Source organism: Roseibium algicola, assembly GCF_001999245.1.
GTDB classification, from domain to species: Bacteria; Pseudomonadota; Alphaproteobacteria; order Rhizobiales; family Stappiaceae; genus Roseibium; species Roseibium algicola.
This window is the reverse complement of the sequence record NZ_CP019630.1, coordinates 1,840,506-1,864,765: the sequence shown is the minus strand read 5'-3', so window position 1 is coordinate 1,864,765 and position 24,260 is coordinate 1,840,506. Positions and strand designations below refer to the sequence as shown.

23 protein-coding genes and 1 tRNA gene are annotated in these 24,260 nt (G+C 59.9%); 16 read left to right on the top strand and 8 right to left on the bottom strand.

Annotation, left to right across the window (positions count from 1 at the left end; translation table 11 throughout):
- Window positions 1–45: 45 nt before the first annotated feature.
- The 4 genes from B0E33_RS08745 to aroA all read right to left on the bottom strand — a co-directional run bounded on the left by B0E33_RS08745 (window position 46) and on the right by aroA (window position 4,475).
- Window positions 46–342: a hypothetical protein gene (locus B0E33_RS08745; RefSeq protein WP_022998951.1), complete on the bottom strand. Its 297-nt coding sequence runs from the start codon at window positions 340–342 to the stop codon at window positions 46–48.
- A 184-nt stretch (window positions 343–526) separates the two neighbouring features.
- Window positions 527–2,224 (bottom strand): 30S ribosomal protein S1, encoded by a 1,698-nt coding sequence (rpsA, locus tag B0E33_RS08740; protein ID WP_031268654.1) that lies wholly within the window; start codon window positions 2,222–2,224, stop codon window positions 527–529.
- Between the two features lie 272 nt (window positions 2,225–2,496).
- Entirely contained in the window at window positions 2,497–3,123 is a 627-nt protein-coding gene (gene cmk, locus B0E33_RS08735; protein ID WP_022998949.1) for a (d)CMP kinase, read from the bottom strand.
- Window positions 3,120–4,475: a 3-phosphoshikimate 1-carboxyvinyltransferase gene (aroA, locus tag B0E33_RS08730; protein ID WP_206051416.1), complete on the bottom strand. Its 1,356-nt coding sequence runs from the start codon at window positions 4,473–4,475 to the stop codon at window positions 3,120–3,122. Before aroA ends, cmk begins: the two co-directional genes overlap by 4 nt.
- A gap of 324 nt (window positions 4,476–4,799) precedes the next feature.
- Here aroA and B0E33_RS08725 point away from each other — a divergent pair, with 324 nt between their 5' ends.
- The 8 genes from B0E33_RS08725 to B0E33_RS08690 all read left to right on the top strand — a co-directional run bounded on the left by B0E33_RS08725 (window position 4,800) and on the right by B0E33_RS08690 (window position 11,980).
- Window positions 4,800–5,198 (top strand): TIGR02300 family protein, encoded by a 399-nt coding sequence (locus B0E33_RS08725; RefSeq protein WP_062490752.1) that lies wholly within the window; start codon window positions 4,800–4,802, stop codon window positions 5,196–5,198.
- Window positions 5,199–5,349: 151 nt separating this feature from the next.
- Window positions 5,350–5,425 (top strand) — tRNA-Ala (locus B0E33_RS08720).
- 382 nt (window positions 5,426–5,807) lie between these two features.
- Window positions 5,808–6,341 carry a GtrA family protein gene (locus tag B0E33_RS08715; protein WP_055657252.1) on the top strand — a complete coding sequence of 178 codons (534 nt, stop codon included), beginning with the start codon at window positions 5,808–5,810 and terminating at the stop codon, window positions 6,339–6,341.
- A gap of 10 nt (window positions 6,342–6,351) precedes the next feature.
- Window positions 6,352–7,140, top strand: a complete 789-nt coding sequence (locus B0E33_RS08710; protein ID WP_022998945.1) for a glycosyltransferase family 2 protein — start codon at window positions 6,352–6,354, stop codon at window positions 7,138–7,140.
- A gap of 10 nt (window positions 7,141–7,150) precedes the next feature.
- Window positions 7,151–8,089, top strand: coding sequence for a lysylphosphatidylglycerol synthase domain-containing protein (locus B0E33_RS08705; RefSeq protein ID WP_167579509.1), 939 nt, complete (start codon window positions 7,151–7,153; stop codon window positions 8,087–8,089).
- Window positions 8,086–9,558, top strand: coding sequence for a hypothetical protein (locus tag B0E33_RS08700; RefSeq protein ID WP_077290971.1), 1,473 nt, complete (start codon window positions 8,086–8,088; stop codon window positions 9,556–9,558). The genes B0E33_RS08705 and B0E33_RS08700 overlap by 4 nt, the downstream gene beginning before the upstream one ends.
- Window positions 9,558–10,316, top strand: coding sequence for a glycosyltransferase family 2 protein (locus B0E33_RS08695; RefSeq protein ID WP_077290970.1), 759 nt, complete (start codon window positions 9,558–9,560; stop codon window positions 10,314–10,316). Before B0E33_RS08700 ends, B0E33_RS08695 begins: the two co-directional genes overlap by 1 nt.
- Window positions 10,313–11,980, top strand: a complete 1,668-nt coding sequence (locus B0E33_RS08690; RefSeq protein ID WP_077290969.1) for a hypothetical protein — start codon at window positions 10,313–10,315, stop codon at window positions 11,978–11,980. The genes B0E33_RS08695 and B0E33_RS08690 overlap by 4 nt, the downstream gene beginning before the upstream one ends.
- 70 nt (window positions 11,981–12,050) lie before the next feature.
- On the opposite strand, the gene B0E33_RS08685 is transcribed toward B0E33_RS08690, so the two are convergent.
- Window positions 12,051–12,578 carry an HAD family hydrolase gene (locus B0E33_RS08685; RefSeq protein WP_228148070.1) on the bottom strand — a complete coding sequence of 176 codons (528 nt, stop codon included), beginning with the start codon at window positions 12,576–12,578 and terminating at the stop codon, window positions 12,051–12,053.
- Between the two features lie 173 nt (window positions 12,579–12,751).
- Here B0E33_RS08685 and B0E33_RS08680 point away from each other — a divergent pair, with 173 nt between their 5' ends.
- The 7 genes from B0E33_RS08680 to B0E33_RS08650 all read left to right on the top strand — a co-directional run bounded on the left by B0E33_RS08680 (window position 12,752) and on the right by B0E33_RS08650 (window position 20,894).
- On the top strand, window positions 12,752–14,122 hold the full coding sequence (locus B0E33_RS08680) for an ABC transporter substrate-binding protein (protein ID WP_022998939.1): 1,371 nt from the start codon (window positions 12,752–12,754) through the stop codon (window positions 14,120–14,122).
- A 65-nt stretch (window positions 14,123–14,187) separates the two neighbouring features.
- A complete protein-coding gene (locus B0E33_RS08675; RefSeq protein WP_077290968.1) occupies window positions 14,188–15,495 on the top strand; it encodes a carbohydrate ABC transporter permease in 1,308 nt (435 codons plus the stop codon).
- A 13-nt stretch (window positions 15,496–15,508) separates the two neighbouring features.
- Window positions 15,509–16,336, top strand: coding sequence for a carbohydrate ABC transporter permease (locus tag B0E33_RS08670; RefSeq protein WP_022998937.1), 828 nt, complete (start codon window positions 15,509–15,511; stop codon window positions 16,334–16,336).
- Entirely contained in the window at window positions 16,336–17,394 is a 1,059-nt protein-coding gene (locus B0E33_RS08665) for an ABC transporter ATP-binding protein (protein ID WP_077290967.1), read from the top strand. Before B0E33_RS08670 ends, B0E33_RS08665 begins: the two co-directional genes overlap by 1 nt.
- Complete coding sequence (locus B0E33_RS08660) at window positions 17,394–18,875, top strand: glycerophosphodiester phosphodiesterase (RefSeq protein ID WP_077290966.1); 1,482 nt, start codon at window positions 17,394–17,396, stop codon at window positions 18,873–18,875. The genes B0E33_RS08665 and B0E33_RS08660 overlap by 1 nt, the downstream gene beginning before the upstream one ends.
- Window positions 18,876–18,886: 11 nt before the next feature.
- A complete protein-coding gene (locus tag B0E33_RS08655) occupies window positions 18,887–19,915 on the top strand; it encodes a LacI family DNA-binding transcriptional regulator (RefSeq protein WP_077290965.1) in 1,029 nt (342 codons plus the stop codon).
- Window positions 19,916–20,063: 148 nt separating this feature from the next.
- Entirely contained in the window at window positions 20,064–20,894 is an 831-nt protein-coding gene (locus B0E33_RS08650; RefSeq protein ID WP_077293196.1) for a TolB family protein, read from the top strand.
- Window positions 20,895–20,913: 19 nt separating this feature from the next.
- On the opposite strand, the gene B0E33_RS08645 is transcribed toward B0E33_RS08650, so the two are convergent.
- Complete coding sequence (locus B0E33_RS08645; RefSeq protein WP_077290964.1) at window positions 20,914–21,834, bottom strand: DMT family transporter; 921 nt, start codon at window positions 21,832–21,834, stop codon at window positions 20,914–20,916.
- Between the two features lie 147 nt (window positions 21,835–21,981).
- On the opposite strand from B0E33_RS08645, the gene B0E33_RS08640 reads away from it, so the two are divergent.
- Complete coding sequence (locus B0E33_RS08640) at window positions 21,982–22,833, top strand: LysR substrate-binding domain-containing protein (RefSeq protein WP_077290963.1); 852 nt, start codon at window positions 21,982–21,984, stop codon at window positions 22,831–22,833.
- A 33-nt stretch (window positions 22,834–22,866) separates the two neighbouring features.
- On the opposite strand, the gene B0E33_RS08635 is transcribed toward B0E33_RS08640, so the two are convergent.
- Entirely contained in the window at window positions 22,867–23,217 is a 351-nt protein-coding gene (locus B0E33_RS08635; RefSeq protein WP_022998930.1) for a carboxymuconolactone decarboxylase family protein, read from the bottom strand.
- A 209-nt stretch (window positions 23,218–23,426) separates the two neighbouring features.
- On the bottom strand, window positions 23,427–24,113 hold the full coding sequence (locus tag B0E33_RS08630; protein WP_077290962.1) for a ZinT family metal-binding protein: 687 nt from the start codon (window positions 24,111–24,113) through the stop codon (window positions 23,427–23,429).
- Window positions 24,114–24,260 lie beyond the last annotated feature (147 nt).

Sequence of the window (24,260 nt, the reverse complement as noted above, 5' to 3'; positions counted from 1 at the left end):
GTAACGCGCCAGGCCGGATTGACGTCACCCGTCTGGAACCTGGTATCAGCGTGCGCCGATACGCCAGGCGACGGCCATGGACTTGAGCGCGGCGAGAACGGCGAAATAGGGCATGATGACCAGAGGCTCGGCAAACGAGCCCAGAGCGAAGGCCATCACGAGATAGAACAGGGAAACGATTGTCGCAAAGAGGCTGGCTGAAACAGCCTTGAACCCGCCGCCGCGGGCCTGGACGAACACGACCACCGCCCAGACAATGGCAATTGCGAAGGCAATGCCGACGAATATGCTGACGATCAGATTGTCTTCCAGGAAATTACGCAGGTCATACCAGTCGAACATGCTCTTGCTCCGGGTGATTGCATGGCCGGAAGCTAGTGCACGGTGGAGTTGGCCGCATTCCCCATTTGGGGCGTAAGTTGGAGGGCGCGTTACCTACACTAACCCCCTCGCAACGCAGAAACAAAAAAGCCCGGCATTGTTGCCGGGCTTTTCGCTTTCAACTCTCGTGAGAGAGACGAAAATCTTAGTCTTCGGACTGCTGCTTCAGAGCTGCACCGAGGATGTCGCCGAGGGACGCACCGCTGTCGGAAGAGCCGTACTGAGCGACAGCTTCCTTCTCTTCTGCGATCTCGAGAGCCTTGATCGACACGGTGACCCGACGGGTCTTCTTGTCGAACTGGGTGATGCGGGCATCGAACTTGTCGCCGACGGAGTAACGCTCCGGACGCTGTTCCTCGCGATCGCGGGACAGGTCGGCGCGACGGATGAAGGCAGTCAGGTCGCTGTCTGCGATCTTGACGTCCAGGCCGCCGTCTTTGATTTCGATGACTTCACAGGTCACGACGGAGTTCTTGCGCAGTTCGCCAGCTGCACCCGATTCCATCGGATCGCCGGAAAGCTGCTTGATGCCGAGGGAGATACGCTCCTTGTCGACGTCAACATCCAGAACGACGGCCTTGACCATGTCGCCCTTCTTGAACTCTTCGATAACCTGCTCGCCCGGGCGGTTCCAGTCGAGGTCGGAGAGGTGAACCATGCCGTCCACGTCGCCGTCGAGGCCGATGAACAGGCCGAATTCGGTCTTGTTCTTGACTTCGCCTTCGACTTCGGTGCCGATCGGGAACTGCTCGGCAAATGCATCCCACGGGTTCTGCAGGGTCTGCTTGAGGCCCAGGGAGATGCGGCGCTTGACCGGGTCGACTTCCAGGATCATCACTTCGACTTCCTGAGAAGTGGAAACGATCTTGCCCGGATGGACGTTCTTCTTGGTCCAGGACATTTCGGAAACGTGGATCAGGCCTTCGATGCCCGGCTCCAGTTCCACGAATGCGCCGTAGTCGGTGATGTTGGTCACGCGGCCAGTGAACTTGGCTTCGATCGGGTACTTGGCTTCGATGCCATCCCACGGATCGGTTTCAAGCTGCTTCATGCCGAGGCTGATGCGATGCGTGTCCTGGTTGACGCGGATGATCTGCACCTTGACGGTCTGGCCGATGGTGAGAACTTCCGACGGATGGTTGATGCGGCGCCACGCGATGTCGGTGACGTGCAGCAGGCCATCGATACCGCCGAGGTCGACGAACGCACCGTAATCGGTGATGTTCTTGACCACACCTTCCACGGTATGACCTTCTTCCAGGCTCTGGACCAGTTCCGAACGCTGTTCGGCGCGGGTTTCTTCCAGAACGACACGGCGAGACACGACGATGTTGCCGCGGCGCTTGTCCATCTTCAGGATCTGGAACGGCTGCGGGGTGTGCATCAGCGGGGTCACGTCGCGAACCGGACGGATATCGACCTGCGAACGCGGCAGGAAGGCAACTGCGCCATCCAGATCGACGGTGAAACCACCCTTGACCTGGTTGAAGATCTGGCCGTTGACCTTTTCGTTTGCTTCGAAAGCAACTTCCAGGCGGACCCAGCTTTCTTCGCGGCGAGCTTTTTCGCGCGACAGAACAGCTTCGCCAAGAGCGTTTTCAACGCGCTCCAGGTAAACCTCGACTTCGTCGCCGACCTTCATTTCGCCGTCACGGCCTTTTGCGCCGAATTCCTTCAGCGGCACGCGGCCTTCGACCTTCAGACCGACGTCGATGACTGCCAGGTCTTTTTCGATCGCGACGACGGTGCCCTTTACGACGGCACCTTCATACAGGTCGTTCTGAACGAAGGACTCTTCGAGAAGAGCGGAGAAATCCTCCATGGAGGGATTGTAATCAGACATATATGCTCCTGGCGCCTTCAGGCGCGCCGCCGGCGGGTTGGTGTTGCACTCCGGATCTGTCCTTCTCCCGGGATCGCGGTTTCCGCTGATCCTGCCGCTATCGAAAGCGGGCCGGCGGGGCGAGAGGCGGAAAATCCGGTCTCGTCACAGGTCGCCGGAAAAGGCGCCCTGCCGAAATTCTCTGGTCGTTCCGTAAAGAACTGATGGCCCGAGGCCACATGCGTTCCGGATGCACAAACAGGGGCGCACCGGTGGTGAACCCCTTGTCCTTATCAGGCACCCCTGGCGCGGGAGATGATATCCACAGCCGCCTGGAACGCGGTCTCTATATCCATTTCTGTCGTATCAAGCAAGACCGCATCGTCCGCCTGGCGCATTGGAGCCACGGTTCGCTTGGAATCGCGCTCGTCCCGACGCTTGAGATCCTCCAGAACGGCGGCATATTGCGCGTCCTGCCCCTTGGAGACCATCTCGTCGGTCCGGCGCTTTGCGCGGGCCTCGGGAGAGGCGGTCACGAACAGCTTCACTGTTGCATCGGGGCACACCACCGTGCCGATGTCGCGACCGTCGAGAACGGCGCCAGGAGGCGTCTGGGCGAAACGCCGCTGCAGCTTCACCAATTCGTCGCGAAGGCCGCCGAGAACCGCGATGCGTGACGCCGCTTCGCCGATCTCGTGAGCCGACAGGACAGACTTGTCCATCTGGGCCAGATCGAGATTATGGGCAATCTCGATGGCAACACCTTCGTCGCCAAGCGGCAGGCCATTGGCCAGAAGCGCGGCCGCAACCGCGCGATAGGTCAGCCCGGTGTCCAGGTGCCGCAGTCCGAAATGATCTGCCAGCCGGCGGGAGAGGGTCCCCTTGCCGGAAGCCGCCGGTCCGTCGATTGCGATGATCATGCGGCCTCGCTGGTGTTTGCGGAAATCTTAGCGCCAAGGCCGTCGAAGAGACCGGTGAAGGTCGGAAAGCTGGTCGCGATCACAGCGCCGTCGTCAACCGTCACCGGCTTGTGGGCAGCCATGCCCAGCACCAGGAAGGACATGGCGATGCGGTGGTCGAGATGGGTCACCACCGTGCCGCCACCGATCGCATCGGCACCACCGGTCACGGTCAGCGTGTCCGCGGTTTCAACACAAGGGATGCCGTTGGCTTCCAGCCCGCGGGCAACAGCGGCCAGGCGGTCGGATTCCTTCACGCGCAGCTCCTCGAGCCCCGGCATGAACGTATCGCCTTCGGCAAATGCGGCAGCAATGGCCAGCACCGGATATTCGTCGATCATCGACGGCGCCCGGTCGGCCGGAACAGTGATACCCTTCAGCTTGCTGGCCTTCACATGCAGATCGCCCACTTCCTCGCCGCCCGTCTCGCGGCGATTGACGATCGAGATGTCGCCGCCCATTTCAATCAGGGTGGTGATGAGACCGGTGCGGTGCTCGTTCAGGAGAACGTTTTCGATGACGACGTCCGAACCCGGCACGATCAATGCCGCCACCAGAGGGAAGCCCGCGGAGGAGGGATCGCCAGGCACGTCAATGTCCTGCGGCTTCAGTTCAGGCTGGCCCTGCAGCTTGATCACGCGCTCGCCGGCCTCGTTCACTGTTACGGAAATGTCGGCGCCGAAACCCTTCAGCATCTTTTCCGTGTGGTCGCGTGTCGGGATCGGTTCGATGACGGTGGTTTCGCCAGCGGCATTGAGGCCGGCCAGCAGAACGGCCGATTTGACCTGCGCCGAAGGCATGGGCACCCGGTAGGTGATCGGCAGTGCCTGCTCCGGGCCGCGGATGGACGCCGGCAGACGGTCGCCGTCGCGGGCAATCACGTTGGTACCCATGTCGCGCAGCGGATTGAGCACACGGCCCATCGGTCGTTTGGAAAGGGAAGCGTCGCCGACAAATGTAGCGGCGATGTTGTGGCTTCCGAAGATGCCCATCGTCAGGCGCACGCCGGTGCCGGCATTGCCGAAGTCGATGACATGCTCCGGCTCAAGCAGGCTGCCGAGGCCGATCCCGTCGACGGTATAGCTGCCGTCTTCGAGCTTGGTGATGGTTGCGCCGACAGCACGCATGGCGTCAGCCGTGGCCAGCACGTCTTCCGATTCAAGCAGACCCTTCACGGTGGTGCGGCCGACGGCAAGCGCGCCGAACATCAGGGATCTGTGGGAGATGGACTTGTCGCCGGGCACGCGGATCGTGCCGGTCAAGGGGCTGCCCAGGCTGGAAGTCAGAGGCTTGGGCGCAGAATCGTGTGACATTTTCAATGTCCGCAAATTGGATCGGTTGTCAAAAGGTGACACGTCCTATCATGTGGATGCGCCTGCGTCATCCGTTCAGACCACCCGAATCCGAACTTCGCAAAATTTCCCGGCATTGGCAGAACGACAAGCAGATTCAAACGTGTGCCGGTCTGCAGGGCGTGTGGGTAACGCGGTCAGGTGCTTGAAATTTGAGTCACAACGTGCAGAACAATAATCCGAAGAATGTTTTTCGATTGATTTGCCTTTGACACCGGAACGGCTTGAGGCTATGGGGCGGCCCACGAATTCAAGTCGATTGCATAACGAAGAAGGGTGAGCACAGTGGCAAAACCTGAACTTGGCACAAAGCGGCTCTGCCCGAGCTGCGGCGCCAAATACTACGATCTCAACCGGAACCCGGTCACCTGCCCGAAATGCGGCACGGTGTTCGAGGCGGTCATGACCTCCCGTGCCGCGAAGGCTGCGAAGGTCGAAGAGACGCCGGAAGACGATGAAGAAGAAGACGACGTCGCAGCTCCGGAAATCGTGACCTTGGAAGAGGCCGATGCGGAAGCGGAAGGCGGCGACGACGATGTGCCGGATCTGGAAGATACGGACGTCGATCTCGACGACGACGAAAATAGTGACGACGACGACGACGTCTTTATCGACGATGAGGATGAAGACGAAGAATCCGTCCCGGGCATCCGCGTCGAAATCGACGAAGATACGGATCGCTAAACTATTGTCCGGACAGGCTTTTCAGTCTGTCCGGGCTTTTCCACAAGCGGCAGAAAAGATCCTGATATTTTCTGCTTGATCTTGTGTGGAGGTGTGACTATAACCCGCCTCCATCGACGCCGGCACCCAAACCGGCTCTCATATGGAACTTGGGGCCATAGCTCAGTTGGGAGAGCGCTACAATGGCATTGTAGAGGTCAGGGGTTCGATTCCCCTTGGCTCCACCATTCCAGTCTTTCTTCGAAGAATTTGCATTTTGAGCCGACCAGGCAGTGGGCCGTGTGCGGTTTGTCTTTGCCGCGAGCGATCGCCGATTGACTGTTCTGCTGCCACCGGGAAGCTGTCCCCGAACCCTTGCATCGCGTCCCAGCGGGCGTTGGCACGGACACCTTCCACCTATCCAGACCCATTGTCAGATTCGCCGATTAACGGCATTGAAACAATTCACCGCTAGTGTTTCCCGGCATGAGATAAGGTCGTTTCGGTCAGACAGTTCGACGGAAACGGCTTCTTTGTTTTCAGGATGTGAACAGGTTTTTCCGATGCCGGCCGAGCGCAATTTCAGCATATGGATCGACCGTCTTTCCAGCGGTTGCTGACGGTGGTTTCATGAAGGACGCCGGGAGCGCATCTACCGTCGTGGAACGCGACGGCAAACAAAAGTCAGGGTCGTCTTCCTTGAACCGTTACAATGCGATCGCAAAGCGCTTCTCGGGATTTGCCCTGATCTCCGGCATAGGCTGGTGCCTGGATTTCCTGACCATGGCAACGCTCACGCAAAGTGGCCTGCCCGTGTTCTGGGCAAACTTTATCGGTGCCTTCTGCGGCGTGACCTTCGTTTTCTTCGTTGCCGGCAAGCACATCTTCGAGAAGGCCGGCAACAGGTCGACGACAGTGCTCCTGGCGCTCTACTGGATCTGGCAGCTTGTCGCGGTGACCGCCGCCTCGGCTCTGACGGCCGGGTTGAGCTGGGCTTTGATGTCGTTGCTGGTCACAGTTGACGGCACTGCCTTCGTTGCCGGTCTGGGACTGAAGCCAGTGACCTTGTGCGGGGTCACGGCCAAGATGCTGGTCACGCCTTTCACCCTTGTCGCGAATTTCTTTTTCATGCGGTTTCTGCTCGAACACCGCAAGTCAGATTGAGGTGGCCTTCATGACCGGCCGGGTTCTCGTTTTCATTCCCTGCTACAATTGCGAAGCGCAGATCCCGCGTGTGCTGAAGCAACTGGAGGCACCGGAAGTTCAGGCTGTCGTTGATGGTGTCCTGTGTGTCGACAACCGGTCGACGGACGGCACGCGCGAGGCGGCGCAGGCGGGGTTGGCGAAACTCGGATACGCCGAAACGGCCTTGCTGCACAACGACGACAATTACGGTCTCGGCGGTTCGCACAAGGTCGCGATCAATTTCGCGATGGTGAACGGCTACGACTATCTTGTGGTGCTGCATGGTGACGATCAGGGCGCGATTGCCGATCTCGTGCCGCATATCGCGGCCGGCCGTCACAAGGATCTCGATTTCCTGATGGGTGCGCGCTTCATGAAAGGCTCCAAGCTGGAGGGCTATTCCTTGCTGCGCACAGCGGCCAACCACACCTTCAACCTGATCTTTTCGGCAATCAGCGGCCAGCGTCTCTTCGACCTCGGCTCCGGACTGAACCTGTTCAAGGTAGAGGCCTTCAAGTCCGGCTTTCACCTGAAATACGCCGACGACCTGACGTTCAACTATTACCTGATCCTGGGGGTTGTCCGGAACCGGTTCCGGCTGGGGTTCTTTCCGCTCACCTGGCGTGAAGACGACCAGATATCCAATGCCAAGCTGAGCAAGATGGGTTTCCAGCTTCTGCGCATTGTCAGCTTCCGTCTGTTCAAGCCGGCCGCTTTCTTTGCGACCGATCACCGGCAGACACCGCGCGCCGCCTATCCCTCGACACGGATTGCCTGAGGTGAGGTCTGTGCGGACATCCTCACGCTTGCGGCAGGCCAGGTTGCCGGCCGGCCTAGCTCTGCATTACGCGGTCCTGTTCCTGCCGTTCGGTCTCGCAATCTGGTGGCTGGCCGAGCAGGGGCTGGGTGAGCTTGCGGGCAAGCCGTGGCAGGCGCTCTTTGTTGCAGGCGGCATCTATCTCGGCTCGCATTGTGTGCGGGCTGTTCGTCTTGCGATCATGGCCTCGCGGCTGCTCGGCATTTCCGGGCGCTCCAGCGCGCTGCTGCATCTGGTGACCAGCCCGGGTGCACTCGTCATTCCGTTCAAGCTTGGCGAGATCCTGAGGCTGCACCAGCTCTGGTATCTGGGCAAAAGCTTTCCCGGCGCGCTGATCATCATCCTTCTGGAGCGGTTTTTCGACGGGTTGATGATCTTCGTCCTGCTCGTCGTCGTTTATGCCTACCACGGTCCGCTGGCCACCGGGCCGATGGTCCTTCTGGCCGTCACCAGCCTTGCAGTGCTGGCGGGCCTTGTCGTCTTCGTGCTTGGCCCCGGCATCCTGCGGGCCGTGCAACATTATGTGGTTCTGAACCACCGGAATCCGAATTCCCTGCGGCACCTGGGTCAGCTGGACGGATTGCGTCAGATCACGACACGCGGGGCCGATCTTTTCCGCGTACAGGGACCGGTGCTGCTGGTCATGTCCATGGTCATCTGGGGCCTGGAAGCCCTGGCGGCGACTGTGCTGGCATACACCTCCGCCAATTTTGTCGAAACCAGCGGGATCGTGCTTCTGGCCGAGCGGGTGTTCGAGGGGCCGGTTGCCAGTTTCCAGGGCGCCATCGGCGCCTGGAGCAGCCTGTGTCTTCTGTCCCTTGCGCTGGTCTGGCCGCTTGCCATGTGGATCTACCTTCCGCGAGTGCGCAACGAACCGCTACGTGCCCAGAACAGGACCGGTGCCTTATGACGAAAGCACTTTCCGTAATCCTAGACGACCGGGATCCGCCGGCAGAAAGCGTGCGGGCCGCGCTTGGCGAAGTCCGGTTCTCCGACATCATGCGCCGCCGCCAGACACTGGCGAAAGAACTGACGGCCATGTCCCTGGAGGCCGGCGCGGAAACGGTGGAACACCTGATGTCGCCTGAAAGCGGTGTCGAGCTTGCAGACCGCATCCGCGACCGGGGCGACGCGGCAATCTATCTGCGCGTGCCGCTCTGTCTGCCGCCGCTCGATCCGGAAGGCTTTTCGGTGCTGGTGCGCAAGGCCGGATACGCCTTGAAGACCATGCTCGCCAGCCCGGTCATCGACGATGAGGCCGTCGCCGTTCTGTTCCATGCCGAAGCCGCGTCGCTTCTATGCGCGGAAACGCCTGAGGCCCGCCGTCTCCTGCTGCTGTCGTTGCGCGATCGTACCGAGATCATCACGGATCACGCCCGCTTCATCGATATCCGCGAGCCGCGCAACCTGATGCTGTTTCTGTCCGGTGCGACGGAACTTCGGCATTTCAATTCCGCCCGTTCGGAAGACAGCGTCTTTCACAAGCAGTCCACCGACATTGCAAAAATGCGTGCCGAGCACGGCTTCTTCCATGCCGCACCGCCTGAACTGCAACGTTTCCTGCTGCCCACGTTCGGGTTCTGGGAAGACGGCAAGAAGGCCGGCTACCAGATGGAGCATCTGGCGATCCCGGATGCGGCGTTGCAATGGGTGCATCACTCGTTCACGGAAGGTGATTTCAAGGTCCTGCTCGATCAGATCTTCAACTACCTGAACGCAAGAACGCCGGGAAAGAAAGACCGGGCCCGGGCCGAAACCCAGATCCTGGAAAAACTGGACAGGCGGCTGGCGGGGTTCCTGGAGACGGAGCGCGGCAGACAGACCAACCAGATTCTGGAAAAAGCCGGCCCGCGCGGTGGGTTGCCCGACATGCTGGAGCAGGCACGCCCCTTCATTCGAAAGGCGGTCGGAACCACGGATCAGCTGGTGTTTTCCCACGGCGATCCGTGCTTTTCCAACGTCCTGTTCGACAGGCGGATCGGGCTGATGCGGCTGATCGATCCGCGCGGAGCGTTGTCCGCGGATGATGCGATGATGCATCCGCTTTATGATGTCGCCAAGATCAGTCACTCCATTCTGGGCTGCTATGACTACGTCAACAACGGCCTGTTCCGCGTCTATCTGAACAAGGAACTGCGGTTGGAACTCGACTGGACGATCGCGCCTCCCGCGGATTGGGCCGAGCGGCACTTCTGCGACAGGCTGGAGGCGGAAGGCCTCGACATCGCCCATGTACGTGCGGTCGAACTGTCACTGTTCCTGTCGATGCTGCCGCTTCACACCGACCACCCCGACAAACTTGTCGGCTTTGCGCTGATCGCGGCCTCGATCCTCGATCAGCTTGAAAGCGGACAGAAACGGCAGAGAAAGGCCAGCTGATGAGCGGCGTAGTAGCGATTACGATGGCCGGGATGGGCAGCCGTTTCACCAAGGCGGGCTACGACCGTCCGAAGTATGAAATCGAGGCGCTCGGCCGACCCCTGTTCGACTGGTCCATGCTCTCGATGGAGGCCTACCGCGAGGCGGGCTGGTCGTTCTGCTTTGCCGTGCGCAGCGGATTGAACGCGCCGGATTTCCTGATAGCCCGCTGCAAGGCGCTCGGCATTCAGGTTGACGGCATCGTCGAGCTTGACGAACTCACCGACGGCCAGGCGACAACGGCTCTGGAACTTGTTGCCACGGCTTCGGAAAACCAGCCACTCGCCATCTTCAACATCGACACTTACGTGGCGCCGGGTGCGATGAAGCCGGCAGACCCGGCGGTTTGTGCCGGGCATGTGCCGTGTTTTCCCGGACCGGGTAACGGCTGGTCCTTCGCACGCACCGATGCGGATGGACGTGTGGTGGAGCTTCGCGAAAAGGAACGCATTTCCGATCATGCGACCGTCGGCCTCTACTGGTTCGACAGTGTCGCCCGCTACCGGGACGTCTATGCCCGCTTCTTCCGCAACAGCGGCGAGGAGAAGGGCGAGCGCTACATCGCGCCGATGTACAACCAGATCATCGCGGATGGGGCGGCTGTCTCCATCAGCCAGCTGGCGTTCGAGGATGTCGGAATGCTCGGTACGCCGGAGCAACTGGAGGCGTTCATTGCCTCTCCGCCGCCTTCCGCAGCAAAGTGGACGATTGCCAAATGATTGCCCTTTCGACTTATGCCTTTGCCATCTTGCTGTTTCCGGTGCTTGTCGCAGTCTGGTATTTGCGAAAGGACTATGCCTCCGGCTTTATCGGCTTGCTTGGCCTGTTGGCCGCCGGTGTGCTGATTGCCGTCAGCGCGACGCTGCCGCACCTGTTCTTTGATCACGAGCGTTACCTGCACGACCTTTGGACCGCCTTCGATACGGCAAACAAATCTGCCTATGGTCAGGCCTCCAGCGTCGATTATTTCAGTCCGATCGGACCGGTCTATGACTGGGTTTTCCGGATCGCTGTCGAGCTGCGCCCGCAGGATGCGACTTCGGTTCCCCTGGCAAGTGCCATATTCGGGCTTGGAACCTTCGTTCTGGCGGTTCTCACTCTGACGCGACAGGTGAGTTTCGGCACGCTTGGCCTCGTTCTGCTGGTCGCGGTTGCGACAGTCGTGACACCGCGCGAACCGGACATGATCTTTGCCCAGACCAGCATGAGCTGGCTTGCCCCCTATAACCGTTGGGCGGCGGCCCTTGCAGCTGTTGTAACCGTGGCCTTTTGCTGTCCTCCTGGACGCAGGGGTGTGCCGGAGGCTTTTCTGCTGGGCTTTTCGATTGCCGTCGTCTTTCTGATCAAGGTCACATTCGGCGCCGCCCTCGTGGGCTTGCTGGTCGCGGCAACGGTGTTCCGGAACGTCTCGATCAAGCATGCTGTTGTGGTCTTGATCGGCCTTGCGGCGTCGCTTGCGGCCGCAGAGCTGGTGACGGGCCAGGTCAGCGCGAACCTTGCGGACATAAAGACCGTCTCCGGATTTGCCAAGGAAACCTGGCGCATCATCAAGCTGATTACCCAGCTTGGGGAGGCTGCGGTCTGGGCCATCGGCAGCGCTGTGCTTTATCTCCTGCTGTGCGAAAACAGTGCTGAACCCAAACGCTTCACGCCCGTGGTCCTGATCCTGGTCGCCGCTGCCATGGCCTGCGTCATTCTCATGCAGAACCATTGGCTGTCGGAAAGCCCGGTCTATGCCATGCTTCCGATCATCGCCGCACAGTGGGCCGGACTTTTCCGCAAGGGGGAAACAGCGGCGGTCTCCGTCGAAAGACAGTCGAAGGCTCTGACGCTGAAGATCCTGTCGGTCCTCACCATTGCAATCGCCCTCATCTATCCGGCCCGTGATGGCGGTGCCATGGTCGCGCAATTCCTGCAAAGCCGGCAGTATCCGGCAGACGAACGGCTGGCCAACACCGGGCAGGCAGGCTTCGTGCTGCATCCGCGCTGGCTGGAACAGCCTGATGAGGAAGTAACCGTCGACTACAACAGGATGCTGGATGGTTTCAGCCTGCTGCAGGAAGTCGGGGCTGCAGATCCGGATGCCGGGCCGGTACTGGCACTCAACTTCGCCAATCCGTTTCCGGCCCTTCTCAACAAGCCTTCACCCGCCAGGGTGCCGATCTGGTTCCACAATGGCAGAACCTTTTCCAAAGAGATCCACCAGCCGGAAGAAGAGTTCTTCTCCGATGCGGAATTCGTGATCCTGGGTCATGGCGACCCGTCCGGAGAAGCGCTTTGGGAAATCTACCGGCCTTATGTGCAGGAGCACTACGAAGAAGCTGCCAGCAGCCCTTCCTGGACCGTCTACCGAAAGAAAGGTCAGGACGGTCAGAACCTGTAACACCGATAAATCGGCCGGCTAGAAGATAGACAGGCTTCGCGGGCAGCCGACTGCGAAGCCTGTTTAGACGTCAGTTTTTCGGTGCGTTGTCGAGCAGGTTGTCGATCTCCGATTTTGACATGCGGACGAACTCGTCCGGCCGGATGGCGCGGTCGTCTACATAAAATCCTTCATGTCCGCACCAGGGCTTGCCGACGAAGATCTCGTCGTAGGGAATGTCGTGCTTTTGCAGCCACTCTATGATGATCGGCACCGTGTGCGCCGTGATCTTGCCGACATTGTTCTCATGAGTCCGCATGTTGCGTGCGGTCTGGATCACGATCTCGAAGCCCTGTTCCTTGTACTCCCGCAGCTTCTCGATGAGGGGCAGGTTCGGTGAGACGTTCCTGTAGTCGGACGTGTCTGCCAGGGTCAGGGTTCCGTCCAAATCGATAACAAGGCGCTTTATGGGTTCAACTCCCCGCTGGTCCGGCTTCTCAGAAGCCGGAAGGTCATGAAAATTGTTGTTCGGGGTGTTGCTATAGCCAAAAATCATCAAGGCCGAGTAAAGCGCCCCACCGTCTGTCGTCTCGCCGTCGTGATCGGCTTTTATGATCAAGATGAAGCCAGGGTTGTCGCATTGTCCGGCTCCTGAAATTCGCAACGCTGTCACATGCCCGTAATACCCGCCCGCTAGAACCTGCTTTGCACACGTGTGCAAAACATGTTTATTCTTTCCACATGGCACTTCCGGGAGGGAGGTGTCGCAACACAGACAGCAGGCGAAATACGATGAGCATTCTCGTTTCCAAACTGCGCCAGTCCACAGCGGCTGCCGTCCTGGCTCTCACCACCGCGGCTTTTGCCGGAGACGCCCTGGCAAAAGACCTCACCATCACCGTCTGGGCAGGCGGTTCCAATGACAGCGACGTCTACCGTCTCGATGCAATCGAGATGGCAGCTGACATCCTGTCCCGCGAATATGCGATTGCTGGTGAAGACCTGAACATCACTGTCGAAAAGAAGCGTGACTTTGCCGGTTGGGAGGAATTCAAGCAGGCCGTGACCCTGGCCGCTGAAGCCGGCAGCGCCCCGAATATTGTTGTGACCAGCCACCTGGATATCGCTCCCTGGAGCCAGTCCGGCCTGATCGTTCCTGTCGAGGATTATGTCGACATGGACACCTGGCCGATCAACAACATCTACGAAAACCTGCTCGATATCACGACCTACAACGGCGTCGTCTACGGTCTGCCGCAGGATGCCGAAAGCCGTCCGTTCTTCTTCTGGCGCGAAACCATGAAGAAGATCGGTTACACGGATGAAGAGATCGACGCGCTTCCGGCCAAGGTCGAAGCCGGCGAATACACGCTCCAGAACGTACTGGAAGACGCCAAGAAAGCCGTCGACATGGAAATCGTCGAAGAAGGCTACGGCTTTTATCCGCGCGTTTCCAACGGTCCGGACTACGCCCAGTTCTACCAGTCCTTCGGCGGCGAACTGATGGACAGCGAAACCGGTAAACTGATCCTCGACAAACAGGCGATGACCGATTTTTACCAGTTCTTCGTGGATGCTGTCGAAGCGAAGGTGACCCGCAAGAACCACATCGGCACCGAGTGGGACCAGTGGTATGCGGAAGTGGCATCCGGCAAGGCGGCCCTGTGGCACGGCGGCACCTGGCACTATGCCCGCTACACCGGCAAGGAAGGCCTGGACGACTTCTTCGGCAACATCCAGTTCTCGCTCATTCCGGCAGGCAATGAAAACGGGCAGGCCAACACCATCACCCATCCGCTGGCCTATCTGCTCACCAAGCAGGATGATGAAGACGATATCGAGATCGCCGCACAGCTGATCAAGATCGCGTCCGAACCGCGCATCAACACGCTGCACGCGATCAAGTCTGCACACCTGGGCATCGCCCGGGAGCAATCCAACATCGAGCTTTACGCCAACGACCGTTGGGCGGCCGAAGCGACCCGTCGCCTGCTGCCGCACGCCAATGCACAGCCGAACAACCCGAACTACGGCAAGTTCTCGGAGATCATGTTCAAGGGTCTGGAAACAGCCTGGACCGGCACGAAGTCTCCGGCTGACGCAGTTGCCGAAGTGGAAGCGGAAATGACGGCCGTGCTCGGCGACGACCTGATCGTCCGCTAAGCCATCCATCCTCCATCTGCCTTGCCGGGCGGTCCGCCGCCCGGCTTACATTTCAAGGGGACAAGATGCGACGCGCGCACCTGCTCGGGCTGGGGTTCATGGCCCCTGCGCTCTTCATCATTGTGTTTCTGTTTCTGGCGCCGGTGGCGCTGACAATGATGTTTTCCTTCACCAGCATGAGTTCCGGTACCGGCATTTCTTCCGGCGGTGCCTATGAGGTTACGGAACGCACGATCCGGATGCTCAAGGACCAGGGGTTTCCGGAAGCCACGGCAGATCGTCTGGCCGAGGACACTTACAAGATCGACGCGGCCGGTATCGCAGCCGTCGAATCCGAATATGGCAAGGCTTTCGCGCAGGAGATCGAAGCCAGCTTGTCCGGCAAGAGTTTTGCCGGCCGGCGTGACCTGGAGCGCGAACTGAAGCGCCTGAAGGAACGGCCGCGCTCGACACGCGATCTGAAGAAAGCCGCCGATCTCTTCAAGCGCTCGATCCTCAACACGCGCTTTGAAACGGAAGAAGCCTTCATGACGGGCATTGGCGAGCTGGGGCTCGGCCTTCCGGAAAGCGAAACCGACCAGCTTGCCAGGACCGCCTACACCGGCTGGGTCTGGACGACGGAAAACTACAGCCTGATCGCCTCGCTGCCGTCTTCGCTCCGGGCGGCCGGCAACACGCTGATCTACGTATCGCTGACGCTGTCCTTCAACATCGGATTCGGTCTCTTCCTGGCTGTGACGACCTTCTATCTGCCGGCCGCGGCCGCAACCACTTTCCGGACGATCTGGTTCCTGCCGCGCATCCTGCCGCCGGTCATCTACGTGATGATGTGGAAATGGATGGCCTGGGACACCGGTTTCCTGTCCAGCTTTCTGGCCAATTTCGGTGTGCCGCCGCGAAACTGGATGCTGCATTCGGACATCAATGCCTGGGTGGTTGTTATCCTCATCAACGGTTTCGTCGGGGCGTCGCTCGGCATGATCCTGTTTTCCAGCGCCATCAAGGCAATTCCCGAAACCATGCTGCATGCAAGCGAAGTGGATGGCGCCAATCGTCTCCAGCAGATCCGCTACATCATTCTGCCGCAACTCAGATGGCCGATCCTGTTCACCACCGCCTACCAGACGCTCTCGTTGCTGACCTCCTTCGACTACATCTACCTGTCGACGGACGGCGGACCGGGCAAGGCAACCGAAGTGTGGGCGCTCTACACCTTCCACACCGCGCTGAACAACTATGGCGGCGTTCTGCAATACGGTCTCGGGGCTGCGCTGGCGATGGTCCTGGTCGTCATCGGTATTGCCGCATCGCTGATCTATCTGCGCCTCTTCAATTTCAACGAACTCGTGGCCAAGCCGCGTATCGAGCAATAGGGGAGAGACGGACATGAGACCCAACTTCCGCGTCTGGCCTGTCCTGGTGCTGCTCAGCATCCTGTCGCTGCCACTGGTGCTAATGTATTTCTACCTGGTGGTGGACACATTCACCGACACCACGGCAGGTTCCCTCCTGCCGGACAGCTTCACCCTCGAACACTGGAAATTCCTGTTCGAAACGCCTGAAACCGGTCGGGCAAGCATCTGGCCGGTCACGGCCAACACCTTCCTGTTTGCCGGTTCCACCAGCCTGATCGTGGTGATGGTGTCGCTGACGGCAGGCTACGCTCTGTCCCGATTGAACATGCCGTTCCGCAAGTTCTTCCTTGGCGGCGTCCTGACCCTGCACGCCTTCCCGACGGTGACCCTGATCATCGCCATCTTCCTGATGCTGCAGATGAGCGGCCTCTACAACACGCTGATCGGCGTGATCCTGGTCAAGACGGCTCTGGAGCTGCCGCTCGGCATCTGGATCATGAAGGGCTTTTACGACACCGTGCCCTGGGAAATCGAAATGGCGGGCATCACCGACGGCGCCAGCCGCTTCACCGTGTGGTGGAAACTGGTTCTGCCTCAGGTGCAGCCCGGCATCGCTGCTCTGGCGCTGTTCTCCTTCCTGGAAGCCTGGAAGGAATTCATCCTGCCGCAGGTTCTGGCGCCCAGTGGCGCGTCGCAGGTGCTGGCAACCTATCTCCAGAACATCATCGCGGACGACCGCAAGCCGGACTTCAACCTCTTCAAGTCCATCGGGCTGTTCTACGCCCTTCCGGTCATTTTCATCTACGTGGTTTTCAACCGCAAACTCATGAACATCTACGGCGGAGGCACGAAAGGCTGATGCGTATCGCACTTGAAAACTTCACCAAGAAATTTGGTGAGACCACCGTCATCGACAACATGTCCCTGACGATCGACAGCGGCGAGATGCTGGCCCTGCTCGGGCCTTCCGGCTGCGGCAAATCCACGACGCTGTTTGCCGTGTGCGGCATTCACCGCATGGACGGTGGCCGTCTTCTGTTTGGCGAAAGGGACGTCACGACCGTTCCCTCGCAGCAACGCAACGTCGGCGTCGTATTCCAGAACTATGCGCTCTACCCGCACATGACCGTCCACGAGAATATCGCGTTTCCGCTGAAGGTGCGCCGGGAGAACAAGGCCGATATTGACCGCAAGGTCCAGGAGATCGCCAGTCTCGTCCAGATCGGAGAGTTGATGGCGCGCCGCCCCGTGCAGCTGTCCGGTGGTCAGCAGCAGCGCGTGGCCCTGGCACGGGCACTGGTTCGTGAGCCCGACATTCTGTTGCTCGACGAGCCTCTGGCAAACCTCGATGCGAAACTGCGTCTGGAAATGCGCTCGGAGATCCGGCGTATTCAGCAGGAAACCGGCATTACCGCGGTACTTGTCACACACGATCAGGTCGAAGCCATGTCCATGTGCGACCGGATCGCGATCATGAAGAAGGGCGAGATCGTTCAACTGTCCAGCCCTTCGGAAATGTATGACAACCCCTCGTCGGACTTCGTCGCAGGCTTCCTCGGCAATCCGCCGATCGCGTTTCTGGACGGGGCAACGGAAGAGGGTGGTTTCCGCCTGGCAAACTCGAAGGTCAAACTGCCGATCCCGTCCGGTATTGCGGCGCCCGGTCACGGCGCGCCGATGCGTCTCGGCATTCGTCCGGAGTTCTTTCAGCCGGACCACCCGCTGAAGGTGACCGGCAAGGTCAGCTTCGTCGAGATCCAGGGCCGGGAAGAGCTTTACGACGTTACCCTGGAAAACGGTGCCGTGCTGCGGTCGATCCAGCCACATGGCGGCAATTACAAGCTGGGTGACGAGGTCACCTGGGGCATTGCGGAAGACCGCATTCTTGCCTTTGGTCCGGACGGCGGCAGGCTCTGATGGAAACAGCATTGCAAGCTTTCAAGCCGGGCCGCGCCTGGCTCGGCGAACCGAGATCCGTTCCGCTTTCCATCGCCCACCGTGGTGCCAGTGCCTACGCCTTCGACAACACGTTGCGGGCATATGAAATCGCCCATGAGCTTGGGGCGGACATGTGGGAGGTCGATGTTCGGCTGACCGTGGACAGGGTCCCGGTTGCCTTTCACGATGAAGACCTCAAGGCAATCTGCGGACTTGACCACAAGGTTGCCGACGTGACCGCCGCCCGGCTGCAGGCTCTGACCGCCGAGGCTGGCCGTGAAGCCCCCCTGTTCTCGCAGATTGCCGGGCTTGCAGCCCGTCTCGGCGCGGGTATCTATCTGGATGCCAAGGAAGGCGAGGCGGCCTCGCTGGCCATCGCGGAGCTTCTGGATCACCGGATCGAGCGGGTGATCGTTGGCGCAAACACACCTGACTATGCATCCGAACTGATCGCCGGCGGCTGTCCCTATCCCGTGTCCATTCTGGTCGGGGTGGGCAAGGATCCTTTTCCGATTGCCGATCAGTGCGGCGCCGAAATCGTCCATCCCTGCTGGGAGCGCGCGGGGCAACGGCCGGACCGTTTGCTGGATGAAGCGTTCTTCGCCAGGGCAAGAGAGCGCGGCCTGCCGGTGGTGACCTGGCATGAAGAGCGTGTCGATGTGGTCGAAGCTCTGGTGAAGATGCCGATCCTCGGTATCTGTTCGGATCAGCCGGAAATGGTCGCAAGGTTCGCCCGCTCGGCTGTCACAAGCCCGGAAATCGTCTGCCATCGGGGGGCCTGCAAGGTGGCTCCGGAAAACACTCTGGCTTCGGCAAAGGCTGCCTGGGCAGCAGGTTTCGACTATGTCGAGATCGATGTCCAGGAAACGGCGGACGGGCAGCTTGTCGTCCATCATGACGCCACGCTGGACCGAACCACCAGTGGCAGTGGTGCAATCGCGGAAAAGACGGGTGCGGAGTTGGCATTGCTGGATGCCGGCCGCAAGTTCGATCCGTTTTTCGAAGGAGAAAGCATCCCGCCCCTGTGTGCGGTTCTGGAAACGGCACTGCGAATGGGCGGCAAGCTCTATGTCGAGCTGAAACTGGCGGATCCGCACCATACGGTGTCCAAGGTACTGCGAATGATGGCGGCCGAAGACGTGTTCTTCTGGGCTCATGATGTCGGGAGACTGCGAGCCATTCACGATGCCTTTCCGCAAGCGAAACTGATGGTCCGGGCGGAGGATTTCGAATCCCTCGACACGTGTCTCTCCACCTTCCGTTCCGGGATAGTCGAATTCAATGCGACGAATGCCGGTCCGGCAGCCTTTGAGGCGGTGAGGGCGGCCGGGCGCAAGGCGATGATCGCCTACATGGGCAACGACCCTTCCGAGATCAAACGCCTGCTGGCCTTGAAGCCGGATCTCTTCAACGTGAATGAGCCCTTTCTCGTCGCCCGGATGCTCGGTAAAAGCATATAAACGGAAGAAACATGCCTGACGCTCCTGGTCACAAGAAAACAGTCAATTCCTTCGACGTCGCTCGCCTGGCGGGCGTGTCACGGTCGGCTGTTTCCAGAACCTTCACCGACGGTGCCAGCGTCTCCAAGGAAACCCGGGACAAGGTGATCGCAGCCGCGCGTGAACTCGGTTATCGGGTCAACGTGCTGGCCCGTTCGCTGCACAAGCAGAAGTCCGACCTGGTGGGCGTCGTCGCCGCCGATCTCGACAATCCGTTCCGCTCGGAGCAGATAGACCTTCTGTCCAAGGGGCTGCTGGAATGCGGGTTCAGGCCGATCCTGCTGCGGGGAGAAAAATCAACGGATGTAGCCGACCTGATCGGGTCCCTGCTGCAATACAGTGTCGCCGGGGTCATCGTCACGTCCGATACCCCACCGGAAGAGATCTGCATCGAATGTCTTGAAAACGGTGTGCCTCTGGTGGTGGTCAACAAGCGTGACCCGGGAGCACCGGTCGACCGGGTCGTGACCGCCTTCGAGGACGGTGGCCGGAAAGCGTATGAACACCTGATCGCAAGCGGTTGTCGAAAGCTGGCGGTCGTCACGCCGGAACGCTCGTCCTTCTCCATCAACGGCCGCGCGCTCGCATTCGAACAGGCGGCCAATGACGGTGGTGTGCCGGTGATACGGATCGCCTGGGGCGCACAGACCTATGACGGCGGACTGGCGGCCGCGGAATTCGTTCACCGGGTGCGCAGCGAGGTCGACGGCGTCTTTTGTACAGCTGACTACCTGGCGCTGGGGGTACTTGACGGCCTGCGCCATATCCACGGGCTGCGCGTGCCGCAGGACATTCAGGTGGTCGGCTACGACGACATTCCCCAAGCCGCGTGGAAGGCTTACGACCTGACCACTTTCTCCCAGAGCCGTCATGACCTGTGTGAAGCGACGCTCGATCTGCTGATGCAACGTCTGGAAAACCCGGATCTGCCGCAGCAGGTCAGGGTATGCGATGTACATCTTGTTCAGCGGGCAACCTCCCGGGGGCCAGCTGGCGATTGAGCGAGGTGCTTGTTCAGGGGTACCAATCGAACTGCTGCTGCCTAACAGCATGTTGGATCAGCAGCGCGGGTCAGCTGTTGGGCACCATATCCGGCCTTTCTCCGAAGGGCTATCCCGTGCCAAGCTCCGGAGAAATCTGGAGCAGATGATGAAAAGCATTCTTGCAACGATCGATATTGAAACCGGGACGGAAACCGTTTTGTACGAAACGGACCGCCATCTGGAAGCGCCCAACTGGACGCCTGACGGGGCCGCACTGATTGTCAACGGTGGTGGCCGGCTCTACCGCTTCCCGCTCGACAATCCGGCGTTGATCGAGATCGACACAGGCTTTGCCAAAGCCCTCAACAATGACCACGGCCTGTCACCGGATGGAACGATGCTGGCGGTCAGCGACGGGACAGAGACAGGGGAAAGCTGCATCTACACGTTACCGGTAACAGGCGGCGTGCCACGGCGGATTACTTCGCAGACACCATCCTACTGGCACGGCTGGTCACCGGACGGAGAGACACTTGCCTACGTCGGCAAAAGGCCGGAAACCGGCGACACCTTCCAGGTGTTCACGATTGGCCAGAACGGTGGCGCGGAAAAACAGGTCACCCGTGACTTCGACCATTGCGACGGACCGGACTATACGCCTGACGGCAAGTGGATCTGGTTCAACGGTGAAAGATCGGGATCTGTTCAGCTCTGGCGCATCAGGCTGGACGGCAGCGACTTGCAGCAGATGACAAGCGACGAGCGGGTCAACTGGTTTCCGCATCCTTCGCCCGACGGCAGGTTTGTTGCCTATCTTGCCTATGAGGCTGGCACGACGGGACACCCGGCCAATCGGCCGGTCGAGCTTCGCCTGATGTCTGTCGACGGTGGTACTCCGCGTATCCTGCGGTCACTCTTCGGCGGCCAGGGAACGCTCAATGTTCCCTCCTGGGCCCCGGACAGCAGGCGCTTTGCCTATGTGAAATACGAGCCGTGACGGGACAGATGCGCGAGCGCTAGCGGGAGGCGGGCGGTACAAGCTGTGCATCGGCGGCTGTGGTCAGTCTCCGGACGCCCCACCGCAGCGTAACCGCAAGGCTGGACAGGATGATGAGCCCCAGGCCAGCAAGTTGCAGTGCGCTGATCAGATGGCCGTAGGCAAGAGCATCCACCAGAACCGCACTGGCCGGATAAAGGAACAGCAGCACGGCAATGACTGGCGTCGTCAGTTTCGGCAAGGCCTTGTAGAGCACGACATAAACACCGCCTGTATGAACGAGGCCGATGATCGCCAGCCATCCCCATTGGTCTGCCGATAGGGTCAGTGGACCGGCCGGGCTGAAGGCTGCCAGCATCAAGGTGCCGGTGGCAAACTGAACGGTGGCAAGTTGTGGAGCGGAAATTCCTGTCAGTCCCTTGGCGATGATCGTCACGCCGGCATAAAGAAATGCGGCCGCCAGTGTCGCGGCGAGGCCAAGGAGATAGGACCGGTCTGCCGTCAGTTCCATTCCGCTCAGCCCGGTGGCGAGTGCAAGGCCGACCAGCGCGAGACCGATCCACAGGAGGGTGACCGCCTGTAGCCTTTCCCGAAAGACGAAGGCGCCCAGAACCACCACGAGAAACGGCTGGATGTGGAACGTGATGGTGGCAACGGCAATGCCGGTTCTCTGAATACCTTCGAAGAACAACACCCAATTGCCTGCCATCAGAACGCCGCTCACAACAGCCATGGCCAGGATGCGCGGCGATAGTCTGGCAAGCCGGGCAAGATCACCCCGATACCAGCAGTAGAGAGCCAGGGCCAGGCCTCCGATCGCGCATCGATAGAAGGCGACGGTAACGGGGTCCGCACCGCTTTCCAGAACACATAGTCCGATTGTACCAAGCAGGGTCTGCGCCGCGATAAGGCCGATCATGCCTTCCGTCTGTCTGGTCATGGGACGTGTCCTGACTGGCGGCGATTGCACACCGCAAACTGATACAACATCGACGCATTTCCGCCGCTGGACTGTAAATTGAGGCCTCTTTCATTGTTTGGTCAAACGATATAATCTGAAGATACTTGTTGAAAAAGTTGAAGAATAATGCAGCTCGATCACGCTCTTCTGCGAACCTTTCTCGCCTGTGTCGACGCGATGAGCTTCTCTCGCGCGGCAACGCGCGTGCACAAGTCACCTGCGACCGTGTCCATGCAGATCCAGCGGCTGGAAGACCGCATCGGCAAGCCGTTGTTTGTGCGCGATACACGCAACCTCGCGCTCACGCGCGCTGGAGAGGAGCTGGAAGGTTACGCCAGACGGATCCTGCGCCTGCATGATGAGGCGGTGGAAGCCTTTCGCAGGCCCGATATGGAAGGCACGGTCACCATCGGTGCGCCGGACGATTACATTGCCGCCATGCTGCCGGATGTTTTGCGACGGTTCGCAAGTCTGTTTCCACGTGTGGAGCTGAATGTCGTCTGTGCCCAGTCGACGGCACTGCTGCCGCAGGTCGATGACGGCAAGATCGACCTGGCGATCGTTACGCGTACGGGCGGCACGGAAGGGCGTCTGATCCGCCGGGAGCCGATGGTCTGGATCAGCTCTCGCGATGGTCAGGCGCTGGAGCGAGACCCGCTCCCCGTAGCCCTTTACGAGCCTGGCAGCCAGGCTCGGACAGTGACCCTGGCGGCGCTGGGCCGCAGCGGCCTGCGATACCGCTCCGCCTATTCCAGTTTCAGCCATTCAGCGCTGGTCACGCTTGTAGAGGCGGGCCTTGCCGTTGCCGCCGTCGTGCAGATGGCGGTTCCCCCAACAGTGGAACGTGTAGATCAGGACCGAGGTCTGCCGCCACTGGAGCCGCTGGACATCATCCTGGTACGCAGCAAACGGGCTGAATCCAGAGCTTGTGAAGCCCTTGCAACAGCCCTCCTGGAAGGGGAAGTGAAAACGAGATGAACGGATGTCCTGAACGCACAGGACAGGCATCGTTCAGTCGTCGTCCTTCAGCCCGTCAAAAGCCGCCAGTGCTTCAGCGCCGTAGATCATGGACGGACCTCCGCCCATATAGACCGAGACGCCGATCACTTCGAGGATCTCGTCCCTGTTCGCGCCGAGGCGTGCTGCGGCACGAGCGTGGTAGGCAAGGCAGCCGTCGCAGCGCGCGGTAATGCCGATGGCCAGCGCGATCAGTTCCTTGGTTTTTGCGTCGAGCGCGCCGGGAGCAGTCGCGGCTTTCGCCAGGGATCCGAAGCCTTTTGCGACCTCCGGAATGCCTTTGCGCACGGCGGCCATGCGTTCATCGGTTTGTGCAACGAATTCGTTCCAGTCGGAAACGGCCATACATCATCTCCATGTTGCCGGAAATCACGTCAGGCAGCCTAGGCGCGGACCGCAATACAGGCGTTGATGTGGCTCAAGCTTTGGTTGGCAGAGGATGACTTTGTCAGCCAGACAGCAAACGCCGCCCGAAACCGGGACGAAGCGATGGGCGCGGAGCCGATGTTGGTGACCAGACGGCGCCCATCGTCAATTTCAGCTCATGCGCAGTCTCAGTGAGCCGTCATTTCATGGACGATCTCGTCTCCGTTCAATGCCGCCGGATAATAGGTCGGCCAGTTGGTCAGTTCCTTGAGGATTTCCTGCCGGTCTTCACCCCAGTAAAGATGATAGTGATCGGACTTCGACGGTGCGATCCGGTGATCGCTGAACTGGATGAAGGTCGGGGCACTATCATCACCTGCGGTTTTCCTGAAAATGAAGCGGACGCCGCGATTGCCTTTTTCGTAGTTCAGGATCTCGAAGCCATCGGCAATGTACTGCCCTTCGAAGGCGCCGGCTTCGGTCTGGAAGGTCACGCTGTCCGCGCCGATCACGATCCGTTCGACATCGGTGCGATAGCCCGTCTCGTAGTAGGCTTTGTACTCTTCAGCCGACTTGCTGCCATGTTCGGCCTTGTGCGCCATGACTGGATCGAGCGTTCCATCCTGAAGGTATGGATAGACGGATTGCCATTCGCCTTGCCAATCGGTGAGCTGACGCGGCTGGATCTGGCTGTCCTCGAAGTAACCCTTGTAAATCTGCCGCTCGGCATCACTCGAGTGATCATGTGAATGCTTGTGCGAATGGTCGTGTTTAGCCGAGTTGTCCTTGGCTTCCTGCGCCTGGATGGGAGCTGCCACGAGAAACGACGCTATGAGCGCACATGCGCCCGCCAGCCTGCCAAACCGTGATTGCATGGATCTGATCCTCTGCTGATTGGGGGAGGGAAAGTATCAAATTGATTCGTAATGTTATTACATTACTAAAACTGCCTAACGCAATCCACGTGGCCAGGCAATGTCAAAGTTACAATTTCCAGCCAGCCAGCCAGACACGCAGCCACG